Source organism: Streptomyces sp. NPDC003248 (assembly GCF_055563235.1).
Genome location: NZ_JBVHDT010000002.1, coordinates 689,764 through 713,486 on the forward strand (window position 1 = coordinate 689,764; position 23,723 = coordinate 713,486).

Genomic DNA, 23,723 nt, shown 5'->3' on the forward strand with positions numbered 1-23,723 from the left:
AGAGAACCCCGGAGGAGCCACAACCCCCTTGCCGCGCTCGTACCATGACGTCCATTCAGATCGTGACGTCGGTCGCAGCGCAGGGGATTGAGGGATCACATGTCGTCGTACTTCACCGACCTGGCCCAGCAGTACATCGACGGTGAGTGGCGCCCGGGCACCGGCTCGTGGGACATCATCGACCTCAACCCCTATGACGGCGAGAAGCTCGCCTCGATCACGATAGCCACGGTCGACGAAGTCGATCAGGCCTACCGGGCCGCCGCCCGCGCCCAGAAGGCCTGGGCCGCGACCAACGCCTACGCCCGCCGTGCCGTCTTCGAGAAGGTGCTGCGCCTGGTCGAGGAGCGCGAGCGGGAGATCACCGAGGCGATCATCGCCGAGCTCGGCGGCACCGGCCTCAAGGCCGCCTTCGAACTGCACCTCGCCAAGGAGTTCCTGCGCGAGTCGATCCACCTGGCGCTGCGCCCCGAGGGCCGGATCATCCCCTCGCCGGTCGACGGCAAGGAGAACCGCCTCTACCGCCTCCCGGTGGGCGTCGTCGGCGTGATCAGCCCCTTCAACTTCCCCTTCCTGCTGTCGCTGAAGTCCGTCGCGCCCGCCCTGGCGCTCGGCAACGCCGTGGTCCTCAAACCCCACCAGGACACCCCGATCGTCGGCGGCACCCTGGTCGCGAAGCTCTTCGAGGACGCGGGCCTGCCCGCCGGCCTGCTGAACGTGGTCCTCACCGACGTCGCCGAGATCGGTGACGCCTTCCTCGAGCACCCCGTCCCGCGGGTCATCTCCTTCACCGGCTCCGACAAGGTCGGCCGTCACGTCGCCACCGTCTGCGCCGCGCACTTCAAGCGCACGGTCCTGGAACTGGGCGGCAACAGCGCCCTCGTGGTCCTCGACGACGCCGACGTCGACTACGCCGTCGACGCGGCCGTCTTCAGCCGCTACGTCCACCAGGGCCAGGTCTGCATGGCCGCCAACCGCGTCCTGGTCGACCGCTCGATCGCCGACGAGTTCACCGAGAAGTTCGTCGCCAAGGTGAAGTCCCTCAAGGCCGGCGACCCGAGCGACCCGCAGACGGTGATCGGCCCGGTCATCAACTCCTCTCAGGCGGAGTCCCTGACGGCCGCCGTGGAGCAGGCCGTCGCGGGCGGCGCGACGGCACTCGTCCACGGCACCACCACCGACAACCTCGTCGAGCCCAGCGTCCTCACGGACGTCCCCGCCGACTCGCCCCTGCTGCGCCAGGAACTCTTCGGCCCGGTCGCCTTCCTCATCCCCTTCGACGGCGAGGAAGAGGCCGTCCGCCTCGTCAACGACACCCCGTACGGCCTCAGCGGCGCCGTCCACACCGGCGACGTCGAGCGCGGCGTCCGCTTCGCCCAGCGGATCGACACCGGCATGTTCCACGTCAACGACGGCACCGTCCACGACGAGCCCCTCGTGCCCTTCGGCGGCGAGAAGAACTCGGGCGTCGGCCGTCTCAACGGCGAGACGACGCTGGAGGCGTTCACCACCACCAAGTGGATCTCCGTCCAGCACGGCCGGAGCGGCTTCCCGTTCTAGGGTCTGCCAGGCCCTGGCGTTTTCCAGGGCCTGCCACGCCCTGGCGTTCAGGTCGGGTCGCAGAGGCCGGTCCTCGCCCCTGGGCCGCTGAGACCCGCCGGGGAGGGGCGGCCGGCGGGCTTCAGCGCGCCTCAGTGGTGGAACCCGGTCGCCGCCCCCTTGTCCCGGACCGCCGGTCCCGACTGGCGCCGCAGCTCCGGCAGCAGCCGTTCCAGGTCCTCCACGAACAGTTCCGCGAGGTCCTCCGAGAAGCCGTTGCGGCAGACGACCCGCAGGACGGAGAGGTCCTCCCGGTTCGGCGGGAAGGTGTACGCCGGGACCAGCCAGCCGTTCTCCCGCAGCCGGCGGGAGACGTCGAAGACGTCGTACGCCGTCACGTCCGGTGCCGTCGTGAACGCGAAGACCGGCAGCTGGTCGCCCCGGGTGAGGAGCCGGAAGTCGCCGAGGGCCTCCACGCGGTCGGCGATGCCCCGGGCCACGTCCCGCGTGGTCTGCTGCACCGCGCGGTAGCCCTCGCGGCCGAGTCTCAGCAGCGTGTAGTACTGGGCGACGACTTGGGCGCCGGGCCGGGAGAAGTTCAGCGCGAAGGTCGGCATGTCGCCGCCCAGGTAGTTCACCCGGAAGACGAGTTCCTCCGGCAGGGCCTGCTTGTCCCGCCACAGCGCCCAGCCCACCCCGGGGTACACCAGGCCGTACTTGTGCCCCGAGGTGTTGATCGACGCCACCCGCGGGAGACGGAAGTCCCACACCAGGTCCTCGTCGAGGAAGGGGGCGACCATCGCGCCGGACGCGCCGTCGACATGCACCGGGATGTCGAGGCCGGTGCGCTCCTGGAGGGCGTCCAGGGCCGCGCACAGGTCGGCGATCGGCTCGTAGGACCCGTCGAAGGTGGAGCCGAGGATGCCCACGACCCCGATGGTGTTCTCGTCGCACAGCTCGGCGGCGGCCTGCGGGTCGAGGTGGAAGCGGTCGCCCTCCATGGGGACCAGACGGGCCTCCACCTCCCAGAAGTTGCAGAACTTCTCCCAGCACACCTGGACGTTGACACCCATGACGAGATTAGGCCGCGCTGCGGGCGCCTGACCGCGCTTGCTCCAGCGCCGCTTCAGCGCCATCCCGGCCAGCATGCACGCCTCGCTGGACCCGGTCGTCGAACAGCCCACCGCCGCCGACGGATCCGGCGCGTTCCACAGATCGGCGAGCATCGCCACACAGCGGCGCTCCAGCTCGGCGGTGCGCGGGTACTCGTCCTTGTCGATCATGTTCTTGTCCCGGCACTCGCCCATCAGGACGCCGGCCTGCGGCTCCATCCAGGTGGTGACGAAGGTGGCCAGGTTCAGCCGTGCGTTGCCGTCCAGCATCAGCTCGTCGTGGACCAGCTGGTACGCCGCCGACGGCGCCATGGGTTCGTCCGGCAGCCGGTGCTTGGGCGGGGCCTCGGCCATGCCGCCGACCGGGTTCGCCTCACCGTAGAACGGGTTCACGGACAGGGGGCGTTCGTCGGACTTCTGGGGACCTTTGTGCAGGGGCACGGGCTTCCTCCCAACCGCGGACCGGCCTCCGGCCGGCTCGCCTCGGCTTGCATCACTTCATCGGATCGAGGGGCGTGTTCGGTTCATCGGGATCGAGGGGCGTGTTCGGTTCGGCGGGTCGAGGGGTGTGATCGGTTCATCGGGATCGAGGGGTGTGTTCGGTTCGTCGGGGCGAGGTGTCTGTCCGTTCATCGGATCGGGGGGCCTGTCCGGTTCACACGCTCAGCGCACCGCCGTTCCGTCGTCGCGCAACTGCATCTGTGGCCGGCCCGTCACCAGCAGCCAGGCCGGGAGCGAGGCGATGCACAGCAGCGTGACGATCGTCGGGGAGGACACCAGGACGGCCGCGACGAACAGGCTCACCCAGCCCTGCCGGGTGATGGCCAGCAGCAGGCCCAGCACGCCCGTGGCCACGCCCACCGCCGGATGCACCCCGGGCACCAGCGCGTGGGCGGTGAGGCCGAGAGCGGAGCCGATGAACACGGCAGGGAAGATCCGCCCGCCCCGGAACCCGCAGGACGCCGCGACGAGCAACGCGGCCAGCTTCACCACCGTCATCGTGGCCAGCTGCCCGGCCGACCAGCCGTCCGGATCGGCCGCGAGCTCCCCGACCTGCTCCAGTCCCTTGAAGAGCGTCAGCGGGCCGCCCAGGGCAGCCAGCAGCCCCAGCACGAGTCCGCCGGCCGGCAGCGCCAGCATCGGGTGTCCGAGGCGCGCGAACGCGCCGTGCACGTAGGGGAAGGCCCGTACGGCGCACATGCCGAGCAGCGCGGCCACGGACGCGATCACAACCGCCGCGAGCAGGTCGGCCCAGCCGGGATGCCCGAACGGGGGGAGGTGCAGGTCGAAGCTCGGCTCGGCCACCAGGGTGGTGGTCAACGAGCCCGCCGCCGCCGCGACCAGCGGCGCGAAGACGCTGTCCCACAGCGGCCCCTCGGCCGCTTTGCCCGCCAGCGCCTCGGAGATCAGCAACGCCGCCGCGACCGGGGTCCCGAACAACGCCCCGATCGTCGCCGCCTCGGCGAGCACCGGCCACACCGGGCCCGGCATCCGGGGCACCAGCCTGCGCCCCAGCCAGAAGGCGAGAGCGACGTTCACCGCGATGATCGGGTTCTCCGGGCCCAGGCTGGGCCCGCCCGCCAGCATCAGCGCGGTCGCCACCACCAGGCCCGGGAGGACGACGGGCGGCAGCACGGGCGCGTCCAGGCCCGTCGTGGCGGGGTCGGGTCCCGCGTGCCCCGGAGCCTTCCACACCACGAGGCCCACCAGGATCCCGGTCGAGGTCAGCATGACGAGCACCCACAGCACCGAGTACCGGCCCACCCCCAGCGCGTCCGGGAGATCCCCCCACAGCACGTCCTGGAGCCGCTCGGCCGCCCCGCTCACCAGCAGGAGCAGCAGGCTCGCCAGGACGCCGACGGCCAGGGCGGGCAGGATCAGCGGCAGCAGGGCGCGTGCCGGGGTCGTGGGAGCGGTGGACGCCTGCCGCGTGCTGTCCTGGGCCACGACCTCACGGTAAGCGGGCAAAACGGACATGGCGCTCGGGGGGAGCCGAAAGAGGGGGGCGTGTGGGGCGGCGGGACTTGCACCTCACGCAGCGTGAGGGCGCACCGTGGAAAGCGAACCGAGAAGGGAGCGGACGAAGTGAGCTACGCCATAGGACAGGTGGCGGGTTTCGCCGGGGTCACGGTGCGCACCCTGCACCACTACGACGAGATCGGACTGCTCGTCCCCGGCGGCCGCAGCCACGCGGGCCACCGGCGTTACGACGACGCCGACCTCGACAGGCTCCAGCGGATCCTGTTCTACCGCGAGCTCGGCTTCCCGCTCGAGGAGGTCGCCGCCCTGCTGGACGACCCGGACGCGGACCCGCGCGCGCACCTGCGCCGCCAGCACGAACTGCTGACCGCGCGGATCGAGAAGCTCCAGAAGATGGCCGCGGCCGTGGAACACGCCATGGAGGCGCACGAGATGGGCATCAGGCTCACGCCCGAGGAGAGGTTCGAGGTCTTCGGCGACAAGGACCCCGAGCGGTACGCGGAGGAGGCGGAGGCGCGCTGGGGCGGCACCGAGGCGCACGCCGAGTCCCGGCGCCGCGTCGCCCGCTACACCAAGGACGACTGGAAACGGCTCCAGGCCGAGGTCGACGCCTGGAGCGAGCGCTACACGGACCTCATGGAGGCCGGCGAGCCGCCCGCCGGCGAGGCGGCCATGGACCTCGCCGAGGAACACCGACGGCACATCTGCGCCTGGTACTACGACTGCCCGTACGACATGCACCGCTGTCTGGGCGAGATGTACGTCTCCGACGAGCGTTTCAAGGCGTTCTACGACTCCCTGCGGCCCGGTCTCGCCGAACACCTCAAGGAGGCGATCACGGCGAACGCGGCCCGGTACACCTCTTAGCGCCCGGTACGTCCGCCGGGGTCCTGCCCGCGGGCGTGGTTCCCGGTGCCCGTGCCACAGGTTTCACCGACCGGGATCACAGTGCATCCTGGGAAGCCCCATGGAACCTGGGCCGTGGCGGCTGCGTTGATACGTTGGGGCAGCCAGTCCCAGCCCGCACCCACAGCAGGAGCCACATCCCCGTGACCACGCTTGCGCTAGGCCCCGAGTGGCTCAGCCCGGACTACCTGATCGAGACCTTCAGCCTGCCCGGCATCCTGCTGATCGTCTTCGCCGAGTCCGGCCTCTTCGCCTTCCTCCCGGGTGACTCCCTGCTGTTCACGGCGGGTCTCTTCGTGGCCCAGGGGCAGTACATCAGCCAGCCCCTGTGGCTGGTCTGCACGCTGATCGTGATCGCCGCCGTCCTCGGCGACCAAGTGGGCTACATGATCGGCAAGTTCTTCGGTCCCAAGCTCTTCAGCCGGCCCAACTCCAAGCTCTTCAAACAGGAGAACCTGGAGAAAGCGCACGAGTTCATGGAGAAGTACGGCCCGAAGGCGATCGTCCTGGCCCGCTTCGTGCCGATCGTGCGCACCTTCGCCCCCATCGTGGCGGGCGCCGGCCGCATGAAGTACCGCACCTTCCTGTCGTACAACGTGATCGGCGGCGTCGCCTGGGGCACCGGCGTCACGCTCGCGGGCTACTGGCTCGGCCAGATCAAGGTCATCCGGACGAACGTCGAGGCGATCCTCGTCCTCATCGTGGTCGTCTCCGTCGTGCCGATCATCATCGAGTACCTGCGCGAGCGGGGGAAGAAGAAGCGCGCGGCCGCGGAGGAGCCCCCCGCCCCGGCCATGGCCCAGGCCCACGCCCCGGTCATGGACGACGCCACGACCCAGCTCCGCCGCATCGACCAGCATGAGCCGTACACCACCCACCAGGGCCAGGGCGAGTACCGGGACGGGCACCAGGAGGAGTACCGGGACGGTCACCAGGCCGGCTACCAGGACGACCACTACGGCCGGCAGCAGTACCCCCACCAGCAGCAGTACCCGCAGCAGCAGCCGTACCAGCAGCAGCCGTACCCGCACCAGCAGGACTGGCAGCCCCCACAGCAGCCCCAGCAGCAGCCGTACGACGCCCGGCAGCACCAGAACGGCCAGTACCCCCACAACCAGGGCTACTGACCCCGGCCGGAAAGGGGCGCGGGGAACTGCGCGACAAGCCCCGACGAGCCCGCGCCCGCCCGGAACGGAACGCACCGCACCGGAACGCACCGCACCGGTACGCACCGCACCGGTACGCACCGCACCGGTACGCACCGCACCGGTACGCACCGGAAGCGAACACACCGCACCGCACAGCGCAGCGCCCCGCTCAGAATCCCCGCGTCCTCTTGGCCGCCCGCCGTTTCTCGGCGGAGCCGATCCGCAGGAACAGCCGCGACACCTCGGACCCCAGGTTCACCCCGATGGCGATGGCCATGGCCAGCGCCGCGGCCTTGGTCAGCGAGGTCAGCCCCGTGTCCACCTCGCTCTGGGCGATCGACAGCAGCCCGAAGTAGGTGGCCGACCCCGGCAGCAGCGGCCCGATCGCCGCGGTCGTGTAGGGCAGCGCCGAGGCGAACCGGTACCTCGACAGCAACTGCCCGAACAACCCCACCACCCCCGCCGCGACGGCGGTGGAGGCGACCGGCGAGATGTCGCCGGCGTAGTGCATGGCGCCGTACACCGACCAGGCGACACCGCCGTTCAGCGTCACGGCCAGCACGGTGGTCCGTTCCTGCTGGAGCAGGACCGCGAAGGTCAGCGACAGCAGCATCGACGCGCCGATCTGCACCACGGGCCGCTCGGTGATGCCGAGGGCGGCGTCGGGGTTGAGATGGGCACCGAGCTGCACGCCCACGTACAGCATCAGCAGCACGCCGACGACGATGCCCACGAAGAAGTACAGCACCTCCAGCAGGCGGGCGGCCGCGGTGATGTAGAAGCCGGTCAGCCCGTCCTGGACGCCCGCCACCAGCGCCCGCCCGGGCAGCAGCGCGAACAGCCCACCGGTGATCACCGCGGACGCCTTCACGTCGACGTGCGCCAGCGTCAGCGCGACCCCGATCGCGGCCGGCGGCATCGCGGCCACCAGGAACTGGTAGAACTCCGGCAGTCCGCGCCCCGCGCAGAGCCAGGCGAGCCGGTCGCCGAGCATCGCGCCGAGCGCGGCGGCCACGAACACGACGACGTCACCGCCCACGAGCACCGAGGCCGCGCCCGCGAGCAGCCCGCTCGCCGAGGTCAGCACCCAGGTGGGGTACGGGTGCCGGTTGCGCCGTATCTCGGCGAGCCGCCGGTAGGACTCCTCCAGGGACAGGTGCGTCTCGGGGTCGCTGAGGTCGTCCACGAGCTGGAAGACGGCCGCGAGCCGGGTGTAGTCGGTGCCCCGGCGGCGCACGGTCCGCGACGCCGTCACCGGGTCCTCCACCAGGGACGGCTGGTAGGAGATCGACAGCAGGGTGAAGGTGACGTTCGGCTCGCAGCGGTCGAGCCCGTAGGAACGGCAGACCGCGAACATCGCGGCCTCCACGTCCTCGGCGCCCTCACCGCCGGCCAGCAGCAGCTCGCCGATGCGCAGCGTCAGGTCGAGCACGCGCGGGACGGCCGGACCGCCCTCCTCCTCCGCCTTCGGCACCCGCTCCGGCGCGGGCCGCTCGGCCACCGGCATGCGCAGCATCGTGCGCATCCGGTCCTGCCAGGGCACGTCCTTGGTCAGGCTGACCACCGGGACGCCCTCGGCGGGCGTGAACGCCGCCGGCGCGTGGTGGGTGCTGTAGGTGCTCGGTGTGCTGAACGCCGACCCCTCGGGCTCCCCCGACACCGGCTGCGGGGCGCCCAGCCCCTTGGGAACGGCGAACTCCGACGTCGTCTCCGACTCGCCGCCGGTCCTGGGCAGGGCCAGGCCCGGCGGAACCGCGAACTCGGAGGTGATCTCGGAGTCGGGCACGCTCCTGGCCTCGTCCGACTGCGGTTTGCGGTCCTCCGCCTCCGTCACTGAGCAACGCTCCCTGAACGACACATTCCGTAAGCCTCAGTATGCGCAGACGCCCGTCCGCACACCGAGGCACCTCTGCCCACGGTCACGCGACCCGCACAAGGGCCTTCCGCCCGCGGACATGCGAAAGGGGCCGCACGCGCGCGTGCGGCCCCTTTCGCTGCGGGGAGGTCAGTGACCGCCCTGCTCCTTGAAGCGCTTGTACGACCGCTCGATCTCGGTCTCGGCGTCGGTGCGGCCGACCCAGTTGGCGCCCTCGACGGACTTGCCGGGCTCCAGGTCCTTGTAGACCTCGAAGAAGTGCTGGATCTCCAGGCGGTCGAACTCCGACACGTGGTGGATGTCGCGCAGGTGCTCCACGCGCGGGTCGGTCGCCGGGACGCACAGCAGCTTGTCGTCGCCGCCGGCCTCGTCCGTCATCCGGAACATGCCGATCGCGCGGCAGCGGATGAGGCAGCCAGGGAAGGTCGGCTCGTCCAGGATGACCAGCGCGTCCAGCGGGTCGCCGTCCTCGCCGAGGGTGTTCTCGACGAAGCCGTAGTCGGTCGGGTAGGCGGTCGAGGTGAAGAGTCGACGGTCCAGGCGGATCCGACCGGTCTCGTGGTCCACCTCGTACTTGTTCCGCGAACCCTTCGGGATCTCGATCGTGACGTCGAACTCCACCGGTGGCTCCTCCATGATCAGCACATAGTTCTGGTGGTTAAGTGTCCCTCACGCAGGGGTGTGATCGCGAAAGGGGCTGGTGGTCGTGCCGGAACTGAGGCCTTGGCGCGCCGCGAGACCGCACGTGGAGCGGGCCGCGAACGCCGTACGACCGCGTCTGGCACGGGCCGCAGGGATCGTACGGCCTCGCGCCGAACGCGCCGCGGCCGCCGCGAAGCCGCGGATCGCACGGCTCACGCAGGCGGCGAAACCGCAGCTCGCGCGGATCGCGATGCCGAAGGCCGGCCGGACCTGGCAGTACACCACGTGCGCGGCGACCGCCGGACTGGCCCTGGCCGTCGGCGTGGCGACCGCCGCCGGCCCCTGGGACTCCACCGGTCAGCGTACGGCCGAGCGCCACCGGGCCGCCGCACTGGAACGGGCGGGTGGCACAGATCACGGCGCCACGGCCGGGACGCCGGACACCGGCCCGTCCGATGCGTCCGGTACGTCCGGAGCGGCGGCGGCCGGCGCGCCGGAGCCCGCCCCCAGCGCGGCCTCCGTCCTGACCGGCCTGGGCGGCACCACGACCACCGTGAAGGCCGCCCCGGCGGCCGACGCCCTCGCCCGCGTCCTGGACCCCCTGCTCGCCGACCCGGCCCTCGGCGCCCGGCGTACGGCCGCGGTCGTCGACGTGGCCACCGGCACGCTCCTGTACGGCGCCGGAGCCGACGAGGCACTCACCCCGGCCTCCACCACCAAGATCGCCACCGCGGTCGCCGCGCTCGCCGCGATGGGCGCCGACCACCGCCTGACCACCCGCGTCGCCCTCGAACCCGACACCGGGGAGGTCGTCCTCGTCGGCGGCGGAGACCCCACCCTCACCGCCCGCGCCGACGCCGAGGGCTACGCCAGCCTGCGCACCCTGGCCGCCTCGACCGCCGCGGCCCTGAAGAAACGCGGCATCACCCGGGCCACGCTCTCCTACGACACCACCCTGTACGCCGGCTCCGAGATTCACCCCATCGGGGTCAACCCCAACCTCGCCCCCGTCACCGCCCTGATCGCCGACGAGGGCCGCACGGACGGCTCGGCCAAAGGCCCGGCGACCCGCGTGGCGGACCCGGCGGCCGACGCGGCGAGCGGGTTCGCGGACCTCCTCCGGTCGCACGGCATCGACACCACGCCCCCCGGCCCGTCGAAGGCGACCGCCCGCGCGGAGACCCTCGCGACGGTCTCCTCGCCCCCCTTGTCCGCCCTGGTCGAGCGGATGCTGACCAACAGCGACAACGACATCGCCGAGGCGCTCGCCCGCCAGACGGCCGTCGCCACCGGCGAACGCGCCGACTTCGCCGGCGCCGGCCGGGCCATCCGCGCGCAGCTGGCGAAGCTCGGACTGCCGCTGTCCGGCGTCGAGTTCAAGGACGGCAGCGGCCTCGACCGCGAGGACCGCCTGACCGCGAACCTGCTGACCGCCCTCCTCGCCAAGGCCGGCGACCCGGCCCACCCCGAGCTGCGCCCGACCCTCACCGGTCTGCCCGTCGCCGGCTTCACCGGCACCCTCAGCAGCCGCTACACCGACGGTGCGGCCGGCGTCGTCCGTGCCAAGACCGGCACGCTGACCGGCGTCAACACCCTCGCCGGCACCGTCGTCGACCAGGACGGCCGCCTCCTGTCCTTCGCCCTCCTCACCTCGGACACGACCGACCCGACGGCGGCCCAGGCCGCGCTGGACCGCGCCGCGACGGCGCTGGCGGGGTGCGGATGCCGGTGAGGGCGGGGTGCGGATGCCGGTGAGGAGGGAGCGGGGCGGGAGCCGGAGCCGGGGGCGCCGCGGAGGCGGGACGGCGTCACCGTCCCGCCCGGCCTCCGGGCCACCCTGATCTGTCCCCCACCCCTCTTCCGCGATCTGCCCCCAGCGCGGGCGCTCACGTACGGTTGACACATGACGAGCTTCGGTGGTGCCTCTTCCGGGATGGTCGACTGGAATCTCGCGGTGGCGACCGCGACGCGGCTCGTGCGGCCGGGCCCCGAGGTGAGCCGCGACGAGGCGCGCGCCGTCGTCGCGGAACTGCGCCGGCACGCCAAGGCCTCGGAGGGACACGTCCGGGGCTTCACTCGTATGGGGACCGAGGACGTCCACGACACCCCCGTCCTCGTCGTCGACCGCCCCGGCTGGGTCCGGGCGAACGTCGCCGGCTTCCGCGAGATCCTCAAGCCGCTCCTCGACAAGATGCAGGAGCGCCGGGGCAACACCCCCGGCGGCGCGGTGTTCGGCACCCTGGGCGGGAAGGTCACCGGCGTCGAACTCGGCATGCTGCTGTCGTTCCTGGCCTCCCGGGTCCTCGGCCAGTACGAGACCTTCGCCCCCTCCACCCGCGACCTCCCCGCCGGCGCCGACGGCGGCGGCCGGCTCCTCCTCGTCGCGCCGAACATCGTCCACGTGGAGCGCGAACTCGACGTCGAACCGCACGACTTCCGCCTCTGGGTGTGCCTCCACGAGGAGACGCACCGCACCCAGTTCTCCGCGGTGCCCTGGCTGCGCGACCACCTCGAGGGCGAGATCCAGGCGTTCCTCGCCGAGACCGACGTCGACCCCATGACCTTCCTGGAACGCATCCGGGAAGCCGCCCAGTCCCTCGTCGGCGGCCGCCCCGAGGGCGACGAGGACGACGGCGGCCACTCCCTGGTCGAACTCGTGCAGAGCCCCGCCCAGCGCGAGATCCTCGCCCGCCTCACCGCCGTGATGTCCCTCCTGGAGGGCCACGCCGACTTCGTCATGGACGGGGTCGGCCCGGCCGTCGTCCCGACCGTCTCCGAGATCCGCGAGAAGTTCCAGCAGCGCCGCGCCAAGGGGGCGTCCCGCCTGGACATGGCGCTGCGCAAGCTGCTGGGGCTGGACGCCAAGCTCAAGCAGTACAAGGACGGCGAACGCTTCGTCCGGGCGGTCGTCGACCAGGTCGGCATGGACGGCTTCAACCGCGTGTGGACCTCGCCCAACACCCTCCCGACCAAGGCCGAGATCGCCGCACCGGCGGACTGGGTCGCACGGGTGCACCGCAGGGCCGAGCCCTGAACAGGACCGGTCCGCCGTGATCCCCCGCGATCCCCAGTGATCCTCCGTGGTCCCTCGTGAACCGCGATCCGGCCCCACGGCAGTCGAATGCCCCCGCAATCACCCGTCCGAGGGACCGTGGGCCCCCGGCAGGCGTGCAATGCTCGGGGAACGGCCCGGTTCTGTCACCATCTACACACTCTGAGTGACCGAGCTCGGGTTCACCCCCCGACAACTTCATGAAGGGAACCGGACATGGGTCCCCATCCTGCGGTCGCGGCGATACGCCTGGCGGTCCGCCGCGTCCTCCACGACCTCCTGACCGAACGCACCAGCACCCCAGACGCCCCCGACACCCCCCGGGGTGTCCCACCGCGCACCCCCCCGAGCGTCCCCCCGCACGAGCGCCCCCCGTCGCCGCTCGTGCTCGTGGCGTGCTCCGGCGGCGCCGACTCCATGGCGCTCGCCTCGGCCCTCGCCTTCGAGGCCCCCAGACTCGGCATCCGCGCCGGCGGCATCACCGTCGACCACGGTCTCCAGGCCGGCTCCGACCTGCGGGCCGAGGAAGTCGTCCTGCGCCTGCGCGAACTCGGCCTCGACCCGGTCGAGTCCACCGCCGTGACCGTCGGCCGCACGGGCGGCCCCGAGGCCGCCGCCCGGGACGCCCGCTACGCCGCCCTCGACGCCGCCGCCGAACGCCACGGCGCCACCGCCGTCCTGCTCGGCCACACCCGCGACGACCAGGCCGAGACCGTCCTCCTCGGCCTCGCCCGCGGCTCCGGCATCCGCTCCCTGTCCGGAATGGCCGCGGTCTCGGGGGCCGGCGGCCGTTACCGCCGCCCCTTCCTCGCCCTCGACCGGCAGACCGCCCGCAAGGCCTGCATGGTCCAGTCCCTGCCCGTCTGGGACGACCCGCACAACACCGACCCCGCCTACACCCGCTCCCGGCTGCGCCACGAAGGTCTGCCCGCCCTGGAGAAGGCCCTCGGCAAGGGCGTCGTCGAAGCCCTCGCCCGCACGGCCCGGCTCTCCCGCGACGACGCCGACGCCCTCGACGCCTGGGCCCGCCAGGCCGAGGCCGCCGTACGGGACTCCGCCGGGCTCCTGGAGTGCGCCAAGCTCTACGCCCTCCCGCCCGCCGTGCGCCGCCGCGTCCTGCGGCGCGCGGCCATCGAGGCGGGCGCCCCGGCCGGTTCGCTGTTCGCCCGGCACATCGAGGAGGTCGACCGGCTGATCACCGGCTGGCGCGGCCAGGGAGCCATCAATCTCCCCGGCCGGGTCGTCGCCCAGCGCCAGGGTGGCAGACTGGTGATTCGGCAAGGCTGAATCCCGACCCCCTCCGAGCACCTCGGGGAGGGGTCGGCCGGCCGGTGGGACGACCGAAAGTGATGCGGGTGGACGCGAAAGACATGGGTGCCGACCTCCAGCAGGTACTCATCACCAAGGAAGAGATCGACGCGAAGCTGGCCGAGCTGGCCGCGAAGATCGACGCGGAGTACGCGGGCAAGGACCTGCTGATCGTCGGTGTGCTCAAGGGCGCGGTGATGGTCATGGCCGACCTCGCCCGGGCGCTGTCCACCCCCGTCACGATGGACTGGATGGCCGTGTCGTCGTACGGCGCGGGCACCCAGTCCTCCGGTGTGGTGCGGATCCTCAAGGACCTCGACACCGACATCAAGGGCAAGCACGTCCTGATCGTCGAGGACATCATCGACTCCGGACTGACGCTGTCCTGGCTGCTGTCCAACCTCGGCTCGCGCGAGCCCGCCTCCCTCAAGGTGTGCACGCTGCTGCGCAAGCCCGAGGCCGCGAAGGTCGCCATCGACGTCGAGTGGGTCGGTTTCGACATCCCCAACGAGTTCGTCGTGGGCTACGGCCTCGACTACGCCGAGAAGTACCGCAACCTCCCGTTCGTGGGGACGCTCGCGCCCCACGTCTACGGCGGCTGAGCCACACGAGTCCCTCGCAGGACGAGCGGGAACCCCAGCGGGTTCCGCGCCGTTGGAGCATGCAGACGGGTTCGCCAGCCGTCCCGTGCCGCTTCGGGCGACAATGCTGGGGTACCGTCAGAAGAACTGTCTTATCAAACTCACTATGGCAGGAGGGACGGGGCGGCACCGCTCCGTATGGATGGACGTGAAGCGATACTTCCGTGGGCCGGTCATGTGGATCGTGCTGGCCGTCCTTGCCGTGGTCGTGTTGATGCAGGTCGTCGGCTCGTCCGGCGGCTACAAGACGGTGGACACCGGCCAGGTCGTGGCAGCGATCAACGACAACAAGGTCGAGTCGGCCAAGCTCACCACCGGTGACGAGCAGATCATCAAGGTCACGCTCAAGGACGGCGTAAAGGTCGAGGACAGCTCGAAGATCCAGGCGAGCTACATCGGCGACCAGGGCGTGACCATCGCCAACACGCTGCAGACCAAATACCAGGACAAGCAGATCCCGGACGGCTACACCGTGGCGCCGTCCAAGCAGAACCCGATCGTGGGCATCCTGCTCTCCCTGCTCCCCTTCGTCCTCATCGTGGTCGTCTTCCTGTTCCTGATGAACCAGATGCAGGGCGGCGGCTCCCGGGTCATGAACTTCGGCAAGTCCAAGGCGAAGCTCATCACCAAGGACACCCCGAAGACGACGTTCTCGGACGTCGCCGGTTCGGACGAGGCCGTCGAGGAGCTCCAGGAGATCAAGGAGTTCCTCCAGGAACCGGCGAAGTTCCAGGCCGTCGGCGCCAAGATCCCCAAGGGCGTGCTGCTCTACGGGCCTCCCGGCACCGGCAAGACCCTGCTCGCGCGCGCCGTCGCCGGCGAGGCGGGCGTCCCCTTCTACTCGATCTCCGGTTCCGACTTCGTCGAGATGTTCGTCGGTGTCGGTGCCTCCCGCGTCCGTGACCTCTTCGAGCAGGCCAAGGCGAACGCCCCGGCGATCGTCTTCGTCGACGAGATCGACGCGGTCGGCCGTCACCGCGGCGCCGGCCTCGGCGGCGGTCACGACGAGCGCGAGCAGACGCTGAACCAGCTGCTCGTCGAGATGGACGGCTTTGACGTCAAGGGCGGCGTGATCCTCATCGCCGCGACGAACCGCCCCGACATCCTCGACCCGGCCCTGCTGCGCCCCGGCCGCTTCGACCGCCAGATCGCGGTCGACCGCCCGGACATGCAGGGCCGCCTGGAGATCCTCAAGGTCCACCAGAAGGGCAAGCCGGTCGCGCCCGACGTCGACCTCTCGGCGGTCGCCCGCCGCACGCCGGGCTTCACCGGCGCGGACCTGTCGAACGTGCTGAACGAGGCCGCGCTGCTCACGGCGCGCTCCGACCGCAAGCTGATCGACAACCAGATGCTGGACGAGGCCATCGACCGCGTCGTGGCGGGCCCGCAGAAGCGGACCCGGATCATGTCGGACAAGGAGAAGAAGATCACCGCGTACCACGAGGGCGGTCACGCCCTGGTCGCGGCGGCCTCCCCCAACTCCGACCCCGTCCACAAGATCACGATCCTGTCCCGTGGCCGTGCCCTCGGCTACACGATGGTGCTCCCGGACGAGGACAAGTACTCGACCACCCGCAACGAGATGCTCGACCAGCTGGCCTACATGCTGGGCGGACGCGCGGCCGAGGAACTGGTCTTCCACGACCCGACCACGGGTGCCGCGAACGACATCGAGAAGGCCACCGCCACGGCCCGCGCGATGGTCACCCAGTACGGCATGACCGAGCGGCTCGGCGCCATCAAGTTCGGCGGCGACAACACCGAGCCCTTCCTCGGCCGTGAGATGGCCCACCAGCGCGACTACTCGGAAGAGGTCGCCGCCCTGGTGGACGAGGAAGTCAAGAAGCTCATCGAGAATGCCCACAACGAAGCGTGGGAGATCCTCGTCGAGAACCGCGACGTCCTCGACAACCTGGTGCTCCAGCTGCTGGAGAAGGAGACGCTGGGCAAGGAGGAGATCGCCGAGATCTTCGCCCCCATCGTCAAGCGCCCGCCGCGGCCCGCCTGGACCGGTTCCTCGCGGCGCACGCCGTCCACCCGCCCGCCGGTGCTCTCCCCCAAGGAGCTCGCACTGACCAACGGTGCCAACGGCGCGACGCCCGCGATCACCACCGCCAAGTCCACCGTGGCGGACTCCGCCGCGGTGGCCGAGCCGGCCCCCGAGGAGCGTCCGGAGAACTGACCCTCCGGCCTCCGGCGGCCCACCAGGCCCGGAATGGATGCCGCGCCCCCCTGGTTCTAGCCTTGGGGGGCGCGGCATTTCCGTTATGCCCGCACACACACGCGTGACCGAGACGCGACCCGCACAGGAACGAGGCACCCAGGATGACCGACCCCGTGACGCTGGACGGCGAGGGCCGCATAGGCGAGTTCGACGAGAAGCGCGCCGAGAACGCCGTACGCGAACTGCTGATCGCGGTCGGCGAGGACCCGGACCGCGAGGGGCTCAGGGAGACGCCGGCGCGGGTGGCGCGCGCCTACAAGGAGATCTTCGCCGGGCTGTGGCAGCTGCCCGAGGACGTCCTGACGACGACGTTCGACCTGGGGCACGACGAGATGGTGCTGGTGAAGGACATCGAGGTGTACTCGACCTGTGAGCACCATCTGGTGCCGTTCCGGGGAGTCGCGCACGTCGGGTACATCCCGGCCACCACCGGCAAGATCACGGGTCTGTCCAAGCTGGCCCGCCTGGTGGACGTCTACGCCCGCCGCCCGCAGGTGCAGGAACGACTCACCACTCAGATAGCGGACTCCCTGATGGACATCCTCGAACCGCGCGGCGTCATCGTCGTCGTGGAGTGCGAGCACATGTGCATGTCCATGCGGGGCATCCGCAAGCCCGGCGCGAAGACCCTCACCTCGGCGGTGCGCGGGCAGCTGCGGGACGCGGCCACGCGCAACGAGGCGATGAGCCTGATCATGGCGCGCTGACGCCCGTGGGGCGGCCGGCGGCTCAGGCCGTCGAAGCCGCCCCGGTGTTGTCGTCGTCGTCCTCCGGGAGCTTGCAGACGCGCTCCAGGAAGAGGGCCGCCGCTATGACCGCGACGCCGGCCAGGACGGAGAAGCCGGCGTAGATGGCCTGGTCGCGGCGGGCGGGGATGTCGAGGGACTCCAGGAGGAAGACGCCCGTGCCGCCGTACATGCCGGCGACCAGGGCGGCGACCAGGGCGCTGGACTGGCCGAAGACGACCGCGCGGGCCGCCATCAGGGGATCGACGCCCTTGGCCTCGGGGCGGCGCTCGCGCTGGGCCTTGAGCCGGGCGCGCAGGGAGAGCGCCGTGGCGAGCAGGATCGCGGCGATCACGGCGAGGACGATGGGGGCGGCGAGCGGGACGCTGGGGAGGGTCCCGACCGAGTTCCAGAGGCGGGCGCCCGCCCAGGACAGGACGCCGGCGACGACGAAGACGCCGGCCAGCGTCCTGATGCGCAGCTCTCTCACGGTGTCCCTTCGGTTCCCCCGGATGCCACGGGCTGTGGTCGTGCGACGGTGGTCGTCGTCGACCTTAACGACTACTCGGGCAGCCGGAGTTCCAGGTCCTCGCGGGCGGCCACGCCGTCGCGTGTGACGACGTCGAGCAGGTCGGCGACCGGGCCGCGGCCGGCCAGCAGGGCGTCCGGCTCCACGTCGTGCCAGGGGGCGAGGACGAAGGCGCGTTCGTGCGCGCGGGGGTGCGGGAGCGTGAGGTGGGGGTCGTCGGAGACGACGTCGGCGTACGCGACGATGTCGACGTCGAGGGTGCGGGCGCCCCAGCGCTCGTCGCGGACGCGGTGGAAGGCCTCCTCCACCGCGTGGGCCCGCTCCAGGAGCGAGGACGGGGGCAGGGTCGTCTTCAGCAGGACGATCGCGTTGAGGTAGGCCGGCTGGCTGCCGGGCTCGACGCCCCACGGCTCCGTCTCGTACACGGGGGACACGGCCTTGACCCGGACACCGGGGGTGTCCTCCAGGGCGTCGATGGCGCCCTGGAGCGTCTCCAGGCGGTTGCCGAGGTTGGAGCCGATGGAGACGACGGCCCGCTTCGGGTTGTGCAGGGTGGTGTCGGCGGCGTCGACCCTCTCGACGACGGAGGCGGGTACCGGCTGTACGGTCGGGTCGCTGTGACCCTCGGTGAAGGACGCGGTCATACTCGGCTCCGGGTGATGGTGACGGTCACGTCGTCGAAGGGGACCGTGATCGGCGCGTCCGGTTTGTGGACGCAGACCTCGACCTCCTGGACTCCTTCGTGCTTCAGACAGGCCTGCGCGATGCGCTCGGCGAGCGTCTCGACGAGGTCGACCGGCTCGCCCTCGACGACGGCCACGACCTCCTCCGCCACGATGCCGTAGTGCACGGTCTTCGCCAGGTCGTCGTCCGCCGCGGCCGGACGGGTGTCCAGGCCGAGGGAGAGGTCCACGATGAAGGTCTGCCCCTCCTCGCGTTCCTTGGGGAACACGCCGTGGTACCCGCGGGCCTTCAGGCCGCGCAGCGCGACACGATCCACGCGAATCACTCCTGCCGTCGTCGGTGACGGCCGGTCCTGCCCTGTGCGGGCGGCGCACCGGCCTCGAACGAATGTACCCGCGAACACCGGCAGGACCGGGCCACGGGGGGCTTCGGCACGGCCGGCCGCCACGAGGTTTCACCATGCGTTTCCCCTGGGGAACCCGGTGGCTCATGGGTCGGTGGCCGCGCCTACCCACGGGTTCGTGATTCCAGCCACTTCTTCCGCCTACCCCCTCGGGAACGGCCCTCCACCTCCCTCAGGAGGGGCCTTCCTCGTCCTCCTCCTCGCCGTTCTCGGCCAGGACCGGGGAGGCGTGGTGCGCCCAGATCTTCCAGCCGTCGGCGGTGCGGCGGAACACGTTCGTGGCGACCACCAGCTGGCCCACGAGCGGGCCCAGCTCCTCGCCGGCCCTCGGGGCGGGGCCGCCGCTGAGGATGTTCTCCGTGCAGGTCACCAGGGCGGTGTCGCCGGTGACGGACACGTGGACGTCGGTGAGGAAGAACTGGATGTAGTCGGTGTTCGCCATGATCAGCGCGTACGACCGCAGCACCTCGCCGCGCCCGGTGAGCACGGGCCAGCCCGGGTGCACGCAGGAGATCACGCCCGTGTCGGCCGGGTCGTGGTACTCCTCGTCGACCCCCAGGTCGGCCGGGGTGAGCCAGAGCGAGGACACCGTCTCGAAGTCACCCTGTTCCAGTGCTTCGTAGAAGGCGGTGTTGGCTGCCTCGACCTGCTCGACATCGGTGTGGGGGGCGCTCACCGGGCTCCTTCTGCGCCGTCGCGGCTGCCCGCGGTGGTGCGCGCCCCTTCCACGGCGCGCGCGACCCGTACCGCGTCCGCCGTCGCGCGTACCTCGTGCACGCGTACCGCCCACGCGCCTCCGTGGGCCGCGAGGGCGGAGACGGCCGCCGTCGCGGCGTCCCGCTCGCGGGCGGGCGGCGGGGCGCCCTCGGGCCCCGCCAGCACCCGGCCGAGGAACCGCTTGCGGGAGGCGGCGACGAGCAGGGGGTGCCCGAGGGCGTGCAGCCGGTCGAGGTGGGCGAGCAGGGAGAGGTCGTGCTCGGCACCCTTGGAGAAGCCGAGACCCGGGTCGACGACGATGCGGTCGGGGGCGATGCCTCCGGCCAGCACGGCCTCCACGCGCGCGTGGAGCTCGTCGACCACCTCGCCGACGACGTCGTCGTAGACGCCCCGGACGTTGCCGCCCTCCAGGAAGCCGCGCCAGTGCATGACGACGAAGGGCGCGCCCGCCTCGGCGACGGCCGGGACCATCTCCGGGTCGGCGAGGCCGCCGCTGACGTCGTTGACGAGGGCGGCGCCGGCGGCGAGGGAGCGGGCCGCGACGGAGGCGCGCATGGTGTCGACGGAGACGACGACGCCCTCCGAGGCGAGGCCGCGGACGACGGGGATCACGCGACGGAGTTCCTCGGCCTCGTCGACGCGGGTCGCGCCGGGGCGGGTCGACTCGCCGCCGACGTCGACGAGGTCGGCGCCCTCGGCGACGAGCTGGAGGCCGTGTTTGACGGCGGCCGTCGTGTCGAACCAGCGGCCGCCGTCGGAGAAGGAGTCGGGGGTCACGTTGACGACTCCCATGACCGCGCAGCGGTCCCATTCCGGAAGGCCGGCGACGCGCCCGCGTCCGCTCTGCTTGCTCATACGTTCAGCGTAGGCCCCGGAAGGTGCGGCCATGCGGTGCGGCCCGGGCGGACGCCCCCGGGCCGGGGCGGGGGAGAGGCGCGGTCCGCGGGGTCGTCCATCCGGGAAGGAGGTGCACTCGTCGCAGGGTGGCCGGGCATACATGGCGGTCGGGAACGCATGGTGGTCGGGAACGCATGGTGGCCGGGCATACATGGCGGCCGCGAACACACGGTGGACGGGAACGCGCATGGGTCTTACGAGCACCACGGTGCTGCTGCTGGCGGTCTCGTCCGCCGTGCTGCTGTTCGCCGGGACGGTGTGGCAGTGGCCGCGGCTGGCCGGGCCCGGCGCGCGGGCCGTCAGCGGGCGCGTCGGCCTGCTGCTCGCCACCCAGTCGGCGGTCTTCGTGGCGGTGGGGCTCGCCGCCAACCAGGCCTTCGGCTTCTACGCGAGCTGGGCGGACCTGTTCGGCCGGGAGACCGGCCAGGGCGTGGTCGTCGACCACGCGGCGGGCGCCGGCGCGGCGGCGCTGCGGGTGGTGGCGACCCGGCGGGTGGAGGGCGCGGGCGGGCGGCCGCGGTCCGGCGGGCAGGTGCAGGAGGTCGCCGTCTCCGGCCGGACCACAGGCATCGCCACGCCCGCGTTCGTGTATCTGCCGCCGGAGTACTTCGACCCCCGCCGGCCGACGCGTACGTTCCCGGCGGCCGTGGTCCTCACGGGATATCCCGGTACGGCGGAGGCGCTCGTCGACAGGCTGGACTACCCGCGCACCGCGCGACGGCTCGTGGCGGAGGGGCGGACGCGGCCGATGATCCTGGTGATGCTGCGGCCGACGGTGGCGCCACCGAGGGACACGGAGTGCGTCGACATACCGGGTGGACCGCGGACCGAGTCGTTCTTCGCGAAGGACCTGCCGGAGGCCGTGGCGGCGCGCTACCGGGTGAGCGGGGAACCGGGCGGATGGGGCGTCATCGGGAACTCCACGGGCGGGTACTGCGCGCTGAAGCTCGCCATGCACCACCCCGACGTGTTCGCGGCGGGCGCGGGCCTCTCGGCGTACTACAAGGCGCCGACCGACCCGACCACCGGCGACCTCTTCCACAGGAACGCGACGCTGCGGAACGAGGCCGACCTGCGGTGGTACCTGAAGAACCGGTCCGCGCCGGACACCTCGTTGCTCGTCACCAGCAGCAAGGCCGGGGAATCCAACTACAAGGCGACGCTGAAGTTCATCGAACAGGTGAAGGCGACGAACAGGACCAGGATCTCGTCGATCATCCTCGAAAGCGGCGGGCACAACTTCAACACCTGGCGGCGCGAGATCCCGTCGGCGCTGGAGTGGATCGGCGGGCGGTTGAGCGGTTGAGCGGGTGGTCGAGCGGGTCGGGACGCCGGCCGAGGGGCGCGTTGATCAGAAATGATCTTGATTCTTGTCGAATTCCGCGACACGAGTGATTGCTGATGCTCTGTGAAGCCTTCGGTATGACTGTGTTTTTACGGGGCGGGGCGCCAACATTCGTCTACGCGCGGTAAGTTTCTGGCCATGCCACGTGGACGTCACCGCCATTCCCCGCCTTTGCATAGGCTGCTGCCGCCTTCGGCGATCGCAGGCGTCTCCGTCGTCTGCGCCCTCGGCCCCTGGGCGTTCTCGGAGCCACTGGTGCTCCGAGGTCTGGCCGCGGTCGCCGCGGTGACGGCGGTCGCCGGCGCGTTCGTCATGCGCCGCTGGGACATCCAGGCCGGCAAACAGGTCGCCGAGCTCACGCGCGCGCGTGCGAGCGACGAGTGGCGCTTCGAGGAACGCCTCGCCGAACTGGAGAGCGACCTCGACGAGTCGCGGGAGCTGCGCGGCAAGCTGGAACAGCGGCTGCGCGCCAAGCGTGCCGAGCTGGCCGGACTGCGCAACGAGCACGCGGCACTGCTGCGCCGTTACGCCACGGCGGAGACCGAGCGGGCGAGCGCCCTGGAGGGCCGCCGCCTCCTCGAGATCGAGACCACCGCCCCGTCGCTCGCCCTGCCGCCCGCGCGGTCCGCGCAGGACGCGCCCGACGCGGACGGGACCGGAAGCGTCGAGGACACCGAGAACGCCGAGAGCGTCCGGAGCGCCGAGAACGCCGACGGCATGCAAGACGACGGCATCCAAGACGACAGCATCGGAGACGTCGACAAGGTCGACAAGGTCGAGGACTCCGAGGGCGAGGCGCCCGGCGGTGGCACCGCCGGGACCGTCGGGACCGACGGCGGGACCGACGAGACCGTCGACGCTGCCGAGGACGAGCCGCAGGCTCCCGCGGTCTTCTCGCCGGAGGGCTCCCCGCTGTTCCGGCGGGCACGGGCGGCGCTGGCCCGGTTCGGCTCCGACGCCGACGCGGCCGAGCCGGTGAGCGGCGAGGAGTCCGCCGGGGCCGAAGCGCCCGTGCGGGCCGCCGTCGCGGAGACCGGCGGCGACGCGGAGGCCGCGCGGGAGGACGAGGCGAAGGGGAAGCCCGAGGCGGCCGACGAGCACCCGCGCGCGGTCGCCCCCCACACGGCCGTCGGACAGAGCGGGAACCCCGCCGGACCGGCCACTGTCGAAGAGGCCGCCGCCCGGCCGCAGGACCTGGAGTTCCCGGCCGCTTCCGCCGACACCGACACTGACCCCGCCACCGCCGCGGACGTGCCGGACGCTTCGGACCCTTCGGACGGACCCGACGCCGAGGCCGCTGCCCCGCGGTCGGAGGCCGGGCAGCCGGTCGAGCACGCCGTCTCCGAGGCCGAGGTGTCCGGCACCGCCGCCCTGGACGCCGACGCGCGCGAGACGGGTGTTCCCGAGGCCGGAGCCCCCGAGGTCAGCCGTGCCGAAGCCGACTCTCCCGAAATGGACTCTCCCGAAGCGGACGCCTCCGAAGCCGACGTTTCCGAAGCCGACGTTTCCGAAGCCGAGTTCCCGGAGTCCGTCGCGCCCGAGGCCGCCCTCGCCTCCGACACCGGTGCCCTCGTCCCGCGCCCCGCGGGCCCCGTGCAGCCCCCCTCCGGGCACTTCACCGTGCCGACCGCCGTGGCCGTCGTACCGGCCGCGCAGCCGGTGCGGCCTCCGGCGGCCGAGGGCGGGTTCGACTTCTTCGGTACGAAGAAGTCCTCGACGCCCGAGGAGCCGGACGCCGTCCGCAACGAAGACCTCGCCGATGTCGCCGGCGAGGAGGCGATCGTCCTGCACAAGGCCGAGGCGGAGGCGGAGTTCAAGCCCGCGGACGAGGCGTCGCGCGGAGTCGGCCAGGTGATCGACCTGACCGCGCACGACGAGACCGAGCACATCGAGCTCCAGGGACTGCGCAGCGCCGTCTCCTGAACCACCGCGCCCGCACACCCCCACCAGGACTCACGGCCGACGACTCACGGCCGACGACTCACGAACACGACG

Annotated in this window: 20 protein-coding genes; 11 read left to right on the forward strand and 9 right to left on the reverse strand. The window is 71.8% G+C overall.

The genetic code is table 11. The annotated features are described in order from the left end of the window. Nucleotides 1–99: 99 nt before the first annotated feature. Nucleotides 100–1,560 carry an aldehyde dehydrogenase family protein gene (locus ACZ3KJ_RS08460; RefSeq protein WP_467525628.1) on the forward strand — a complete coding sequence of 487 codons (1,461 nt, stop codon included), beginning with the start codon at nucleotides 100–102 and terminating at the stop codon, nucleotides 1,558–1,560. Between the two features lie 131 nt (nucleotides 1,561–1,691). Here the strand turns inward: ACZ3KJ_RS08460 and ACZ3KJ_RS08465 are convergent, their stop codons facing one another. Further along, nucleotides 1,692–3,092: a glutamate decarboxylase gene (locus ACZ3KJ_RS08465; RefSeq protein WP_467525630.1), complete on the reverse strand. Its 1,401-nt coding sequence runs from the start codon at nucleotides 3,090–3,092 to the stop codon at nucleotides 1,692–1,694. Between the two features lie 222 nt (nucleotides 3,093–3,314). Continuing rightward, nucleotides 3,315–4,598, reverse strand: coding sequence for an ion channel protein (locus ACZ3KJ_RS08470; RefSeq protein ID WP_467525631.1), 1,284 nt, complete (start codon nucleotides 4,596–4,598; stop codon nucleotides 3,315–3,317). A gap of 138 nt (nucleotides 4,599–4,736) precedes the next feature. On the opposite strand from ACZ3KJ_RS08470, the gene ACZ3KJ_RS08475 reads away from it, so the two are divergent. Beyond that, the gene (locus ACZ3KJ_RS08475; RefSeq protein ID WP_467525633.1) at nucleotides 4,737–5,498 is read left to right on the forward strand and encodes a MerR family transcriptional regulator; all 762 of its coding nucleotides are present in this window, start codon (nucleotides 4,737–4,739) and stop codon (nucleotides 5,496–5,498) included. Between the two features lie 182 nt (nucleotides 5,499–5,680). Further along, nucleotides 5,681–6,664, forward strand: coding sequence for a DedA family protein (locus ACZ3KJ_RS08480; protein ID WP_467525634.1), 984 nt, complete (start codon nucleotides 5,681–5,683; stop codon nucleotides 6,662–6,664). A 190-nt stretch (nucleotides 6,665–6,854) separates the two neighbouring features. On the opposite strand, the gene ACZ3KJ_RS08485 is transcribed toward ACZ3KJ_RS08480, so the two are convergent. Further along, the gene (locus ACZ3KJ_RS08485; protein ID WP_467525636.1) at nucleotides 6,855–8,519 is read right to left on the reverse strand and encodes a threonine/serine exporter family protein; all 1,665 of its coding nucleotides are present in this window, start codon (nucleotides 8,517–8,519) and stop codon (nucleotides 6,855–6,857) included. Nucleotides 8,520–8,690: 171 nt separating this feature from the next. Next, complete coding sequence (locus ACZ3KJ_RS08490) at nucleotides 8,691–9,182, reverse strand: inorganic diphosphatase (RefSeq protein ID WP_030734045.1); 492 nt, start codon at nucleotides 9,180–9,182, stop codon at nucleotides 8,691–8,693. 79 nt (nucleotides 9,183–9,261) lie between these two features. Between ACZ3KJ_RS08490 and dacB the strand changes: the two genes are divergently transcribed. From dacB to folE, 6 genes are all read left to right on the forward strand, one after another. Beyond that, nucleotides 9,262–10,935, forward strand: a complete 1,674-nt coding sequence (dacB, locus tag ACZ3KJ_RS08495; protein WP_467525638.1) for a D-alanyl-D-alanine carboxypeptidase/D-alanyl-D-alanine endopeptidase — start codon at nucleotides 9,262–9,264, stop codon at nucleotides 10,933–10,935. A 171-nt stretch (nucleotides 10,936–11,106) separates the two neighbouring features. After that, nucleotides 11,107–12,237: a zinc-dependent metalloprotease gene (locus tag ACZ3KJ_RS08500; protein WP_467525640.1), complete on the forward strand. Its 1,131-nt coding sequence runs from the start codon at nucleotides 11,107–11,109 to the stop codon at nucleotides 12,235–12,237. A gap of 234 nt (nucleotides 12,238–12,471) precedes the next feature. Beyond that, on the forward strand, nucleotides 12,472–13,542 hold the full coding sequence (gene tilS / locus ACZ3KJ_RS08505; RefSeq protein ID WP_467525642.1) for a tRNA lysidine(34) synthetase TilS: 1,071 nt from the start codon (nucleotides 12,472–12,474) through the stop codon (nucleotides 13,540–13,542). Nucleotides 13,543–13,604: 62 nt separating this feature from the next. Next, complete coding sequence (gene hpt / locus ACZ3KJ_RS08510; RefSeq protein ID WP_094057060.1) at nucleotides 13,605–14,165, forward strand: hypoxanthine phosphoribosyltransferase; 561 nt, start codon at nucleotides 13,605–13,607, stop codon at nucleotides 14,163–14,165. 181 nt (nucleotides 14,166–14,346) lie between these two features. Beyond that, on the forward strand, nucleotides 14,347–16,386 hold the full coding sequence (gene ftsH / locus ACZ3KJ_RS08515; protein WP_467525644.1) for an ATP-dependent zinc metalloprotease FtsH: 2,040 nt from the start codon (nucleotides 14,347–14,349) through the stop codon (nucleotides 16,384–16,386). A 143-nt stretch (nucleotides 16,387–16,529) separates the two neighbouring features. Then, nucleotides 16,530–17,135 (forward strand): GTP cyclohydrolase I FolE, encoded by a 606-nt coding sequence (folE, locus tag ACZ3KJ_RS08520; RefSeq protein WP_389524943.1) that lies wholly within the window; start codon nucleotides 16,530–16,532, stop codon nucleotides 17,133–17,135. A 22-nt stretch (nucleotides 17,136–17,157) separates the two neighbouring features. On the opposite strand, the gene ACZ3KJ_RS08525 is transcribed toward folE, so the two are convergent. From ACZ3KJ_RS08525 to folP, 5 genes are all read right to left on the reverse strand, one after another. Further along, entirely contained in the window at nucleotides 17,158–17,643 is a 486-nt protein-coding gene (locus ACZ3KJ_RS08525) for a DUF3180 domain-containing protein (RefSeq protein ID WP_389524942.1), read from the reverse strand. Nucleotides 17,644–17,714: 71 nt separating this feature from the next. Then, complete coding sequence (folK, locus tag ACZ3KJ_RS08530; protein ID WP_467525646.1) at nucleotides 17,715–18,326, reverse strand: 2-amino-4-hydroxy-6-hydroxymethyldihydropteridine diphosphokinase; 612 nt, start codon at nucleotides 18,324–18,326, stop codon at nucleotides 17,715–17,717. Next, nucleotides 18,323–18,682, reverse strand: a complete 360-nt coding sequence (gene folB / locus ACZ3KJ_RS08535) for a dihydroneopterin aldolase (RefSeq protein ID WP_389524936.1) — start codon at nucleotides 18,680–18,682, stop codon at nucleotides 18,323–18,325. The genes folK and folB overlap by 4 nt, the downstream gene beginning before the upstream one ends. Nucleotides 18,683–18,941: 259 nt before the next feature. After that, nucleotides 18,942–19,445 (reverse strand): nuclear transport factor 2 family protein, encoded by a 504-nt coding sequence (locus ACZ3KJ_RS08540; RefSeq protein WP_467525647.1) that lies wholly within the window; start codon nucleotides 19,443–19,445, stop codon nucleotides 18,942–18,944. Continuing rightward, nucleotides 19,442–20,341, reverse strand: coding sequence for a dihydropteroate synthase (gene folP, locus ACZ3KJ_RS08545; RefSeq protein ID WP_467525649.1), 900 nt, complete (start codon nucleotides 20,339–20,341; stop codon nucleotides 19,442–19,444). The genes ACZ3KJ_RS08540 and folP overlap by 4 nt, the downstream gene beginning before the upstream one ends. A gap of 229 nt (nucleotides 20,342–20,570) precedes the next feature. On the opposite strand from folP, the gene ACZ3KJ_RS08550 reads away from it, so the two are divergent. Both ACZ3KJ_RS08550 and ACZ3KJ_RS08555 read left to right on the forward strand, forming a co-directional pair. Further along, entirely contained in the window at nucleotides 20,571–21,689 is a 1,119-nt protein-coding gene (locus ACZ3KJ_RS08550; protein ID WP_467525651.1) for an alpha/beta hydrolase, read from the forward strand. A gap of 177 nt (nucleotides 21,690–21,866) precedes the next feature. Further along, nucleotides 21,867–23,651: a hypothetical protein gene (locus ACZ3KJ_RS08555; RefSeq protein WP_467525652.1), complete on the forward strand. Its 1,785-nt coding sequence runs from the start codon at nucleotides 21,867–21,869 to the stop codon at nucleotides 23,649–23,651. The last annotated feature ends 72 nt before the right edge of the window (nucleotides 23,652–23,723 follow it).

Bases quoted from the DNA above. Each gene is read 5' to 3' on its own strand.
- folP (WP_467525649.1), bottom strand. From the start codon at position 20,341: ATGAGCAAGCAGAGCGGACGCGGGCGCGTCGCCGGCCTTCCGGAATGG.
- ACZ3KJ_RS08550 (WP_467525651.1), top strand. From the start codon at position 20,571: ATGGGTCTTACGAGCACCACGGTGCTGCTGCTGGCGGTCTCGTCCGCC.
- hpt (WP_094057060.1), top strand. From the start codon at position 13,605: ATGCGGGTGGACGCGAAAGACATGGGTGCCGACCTCCAGCAGGTACTC.
- folE (WP_389524943.1), top strand. From the start codon at position 16,530: ATGACCGACCCCGTGACGCTGGACGGCGAGGGCCGCATAGGCGAGTTC.
- tilS (WP_467525642.1), top strand. From the start codon at position 12,472: ATGGGTCCCCATCCTGCGGTCGCGGCGATACGCCTGGCGGTCCGCCGC.
- ACZ3KJ_RS08460 (WP_467525628.1), top strand. From the start codon at position 100: ATGTCGTCGTACTTCACCGACCTGGCCCAGCAGTACATCGACGGTGAG.
- folK (WP_467525646.1), bottom strand. From the start codon at position 18,326: ATGACCGCGTCCTTCACCGAGGGTCACAGCGACCCGACCGTACAGCCG.
- ACZ3KJ_RS08555 (WP_467525652.1), top strand. From the start codon at position 21,867: ATGCCACGTGGACGTCACCGCCATTCCCCGCCTTTGCATAGGCTGCTG.
- ACZ3KJ_RS08500 (WP_467525640.1), top strand. From the start codon at position 11,107: ATGACGAGCTTCGGTGGTGCCTCTTCCGGGATGGTCGACTGGAATCTC.
- ftsH (WP_467525644.1), top strand. From the start codon at position 14,347: ATGGACGTGAAGCGATACTTCCGTGGGCCGGTCATGTGGATCGTGCTG.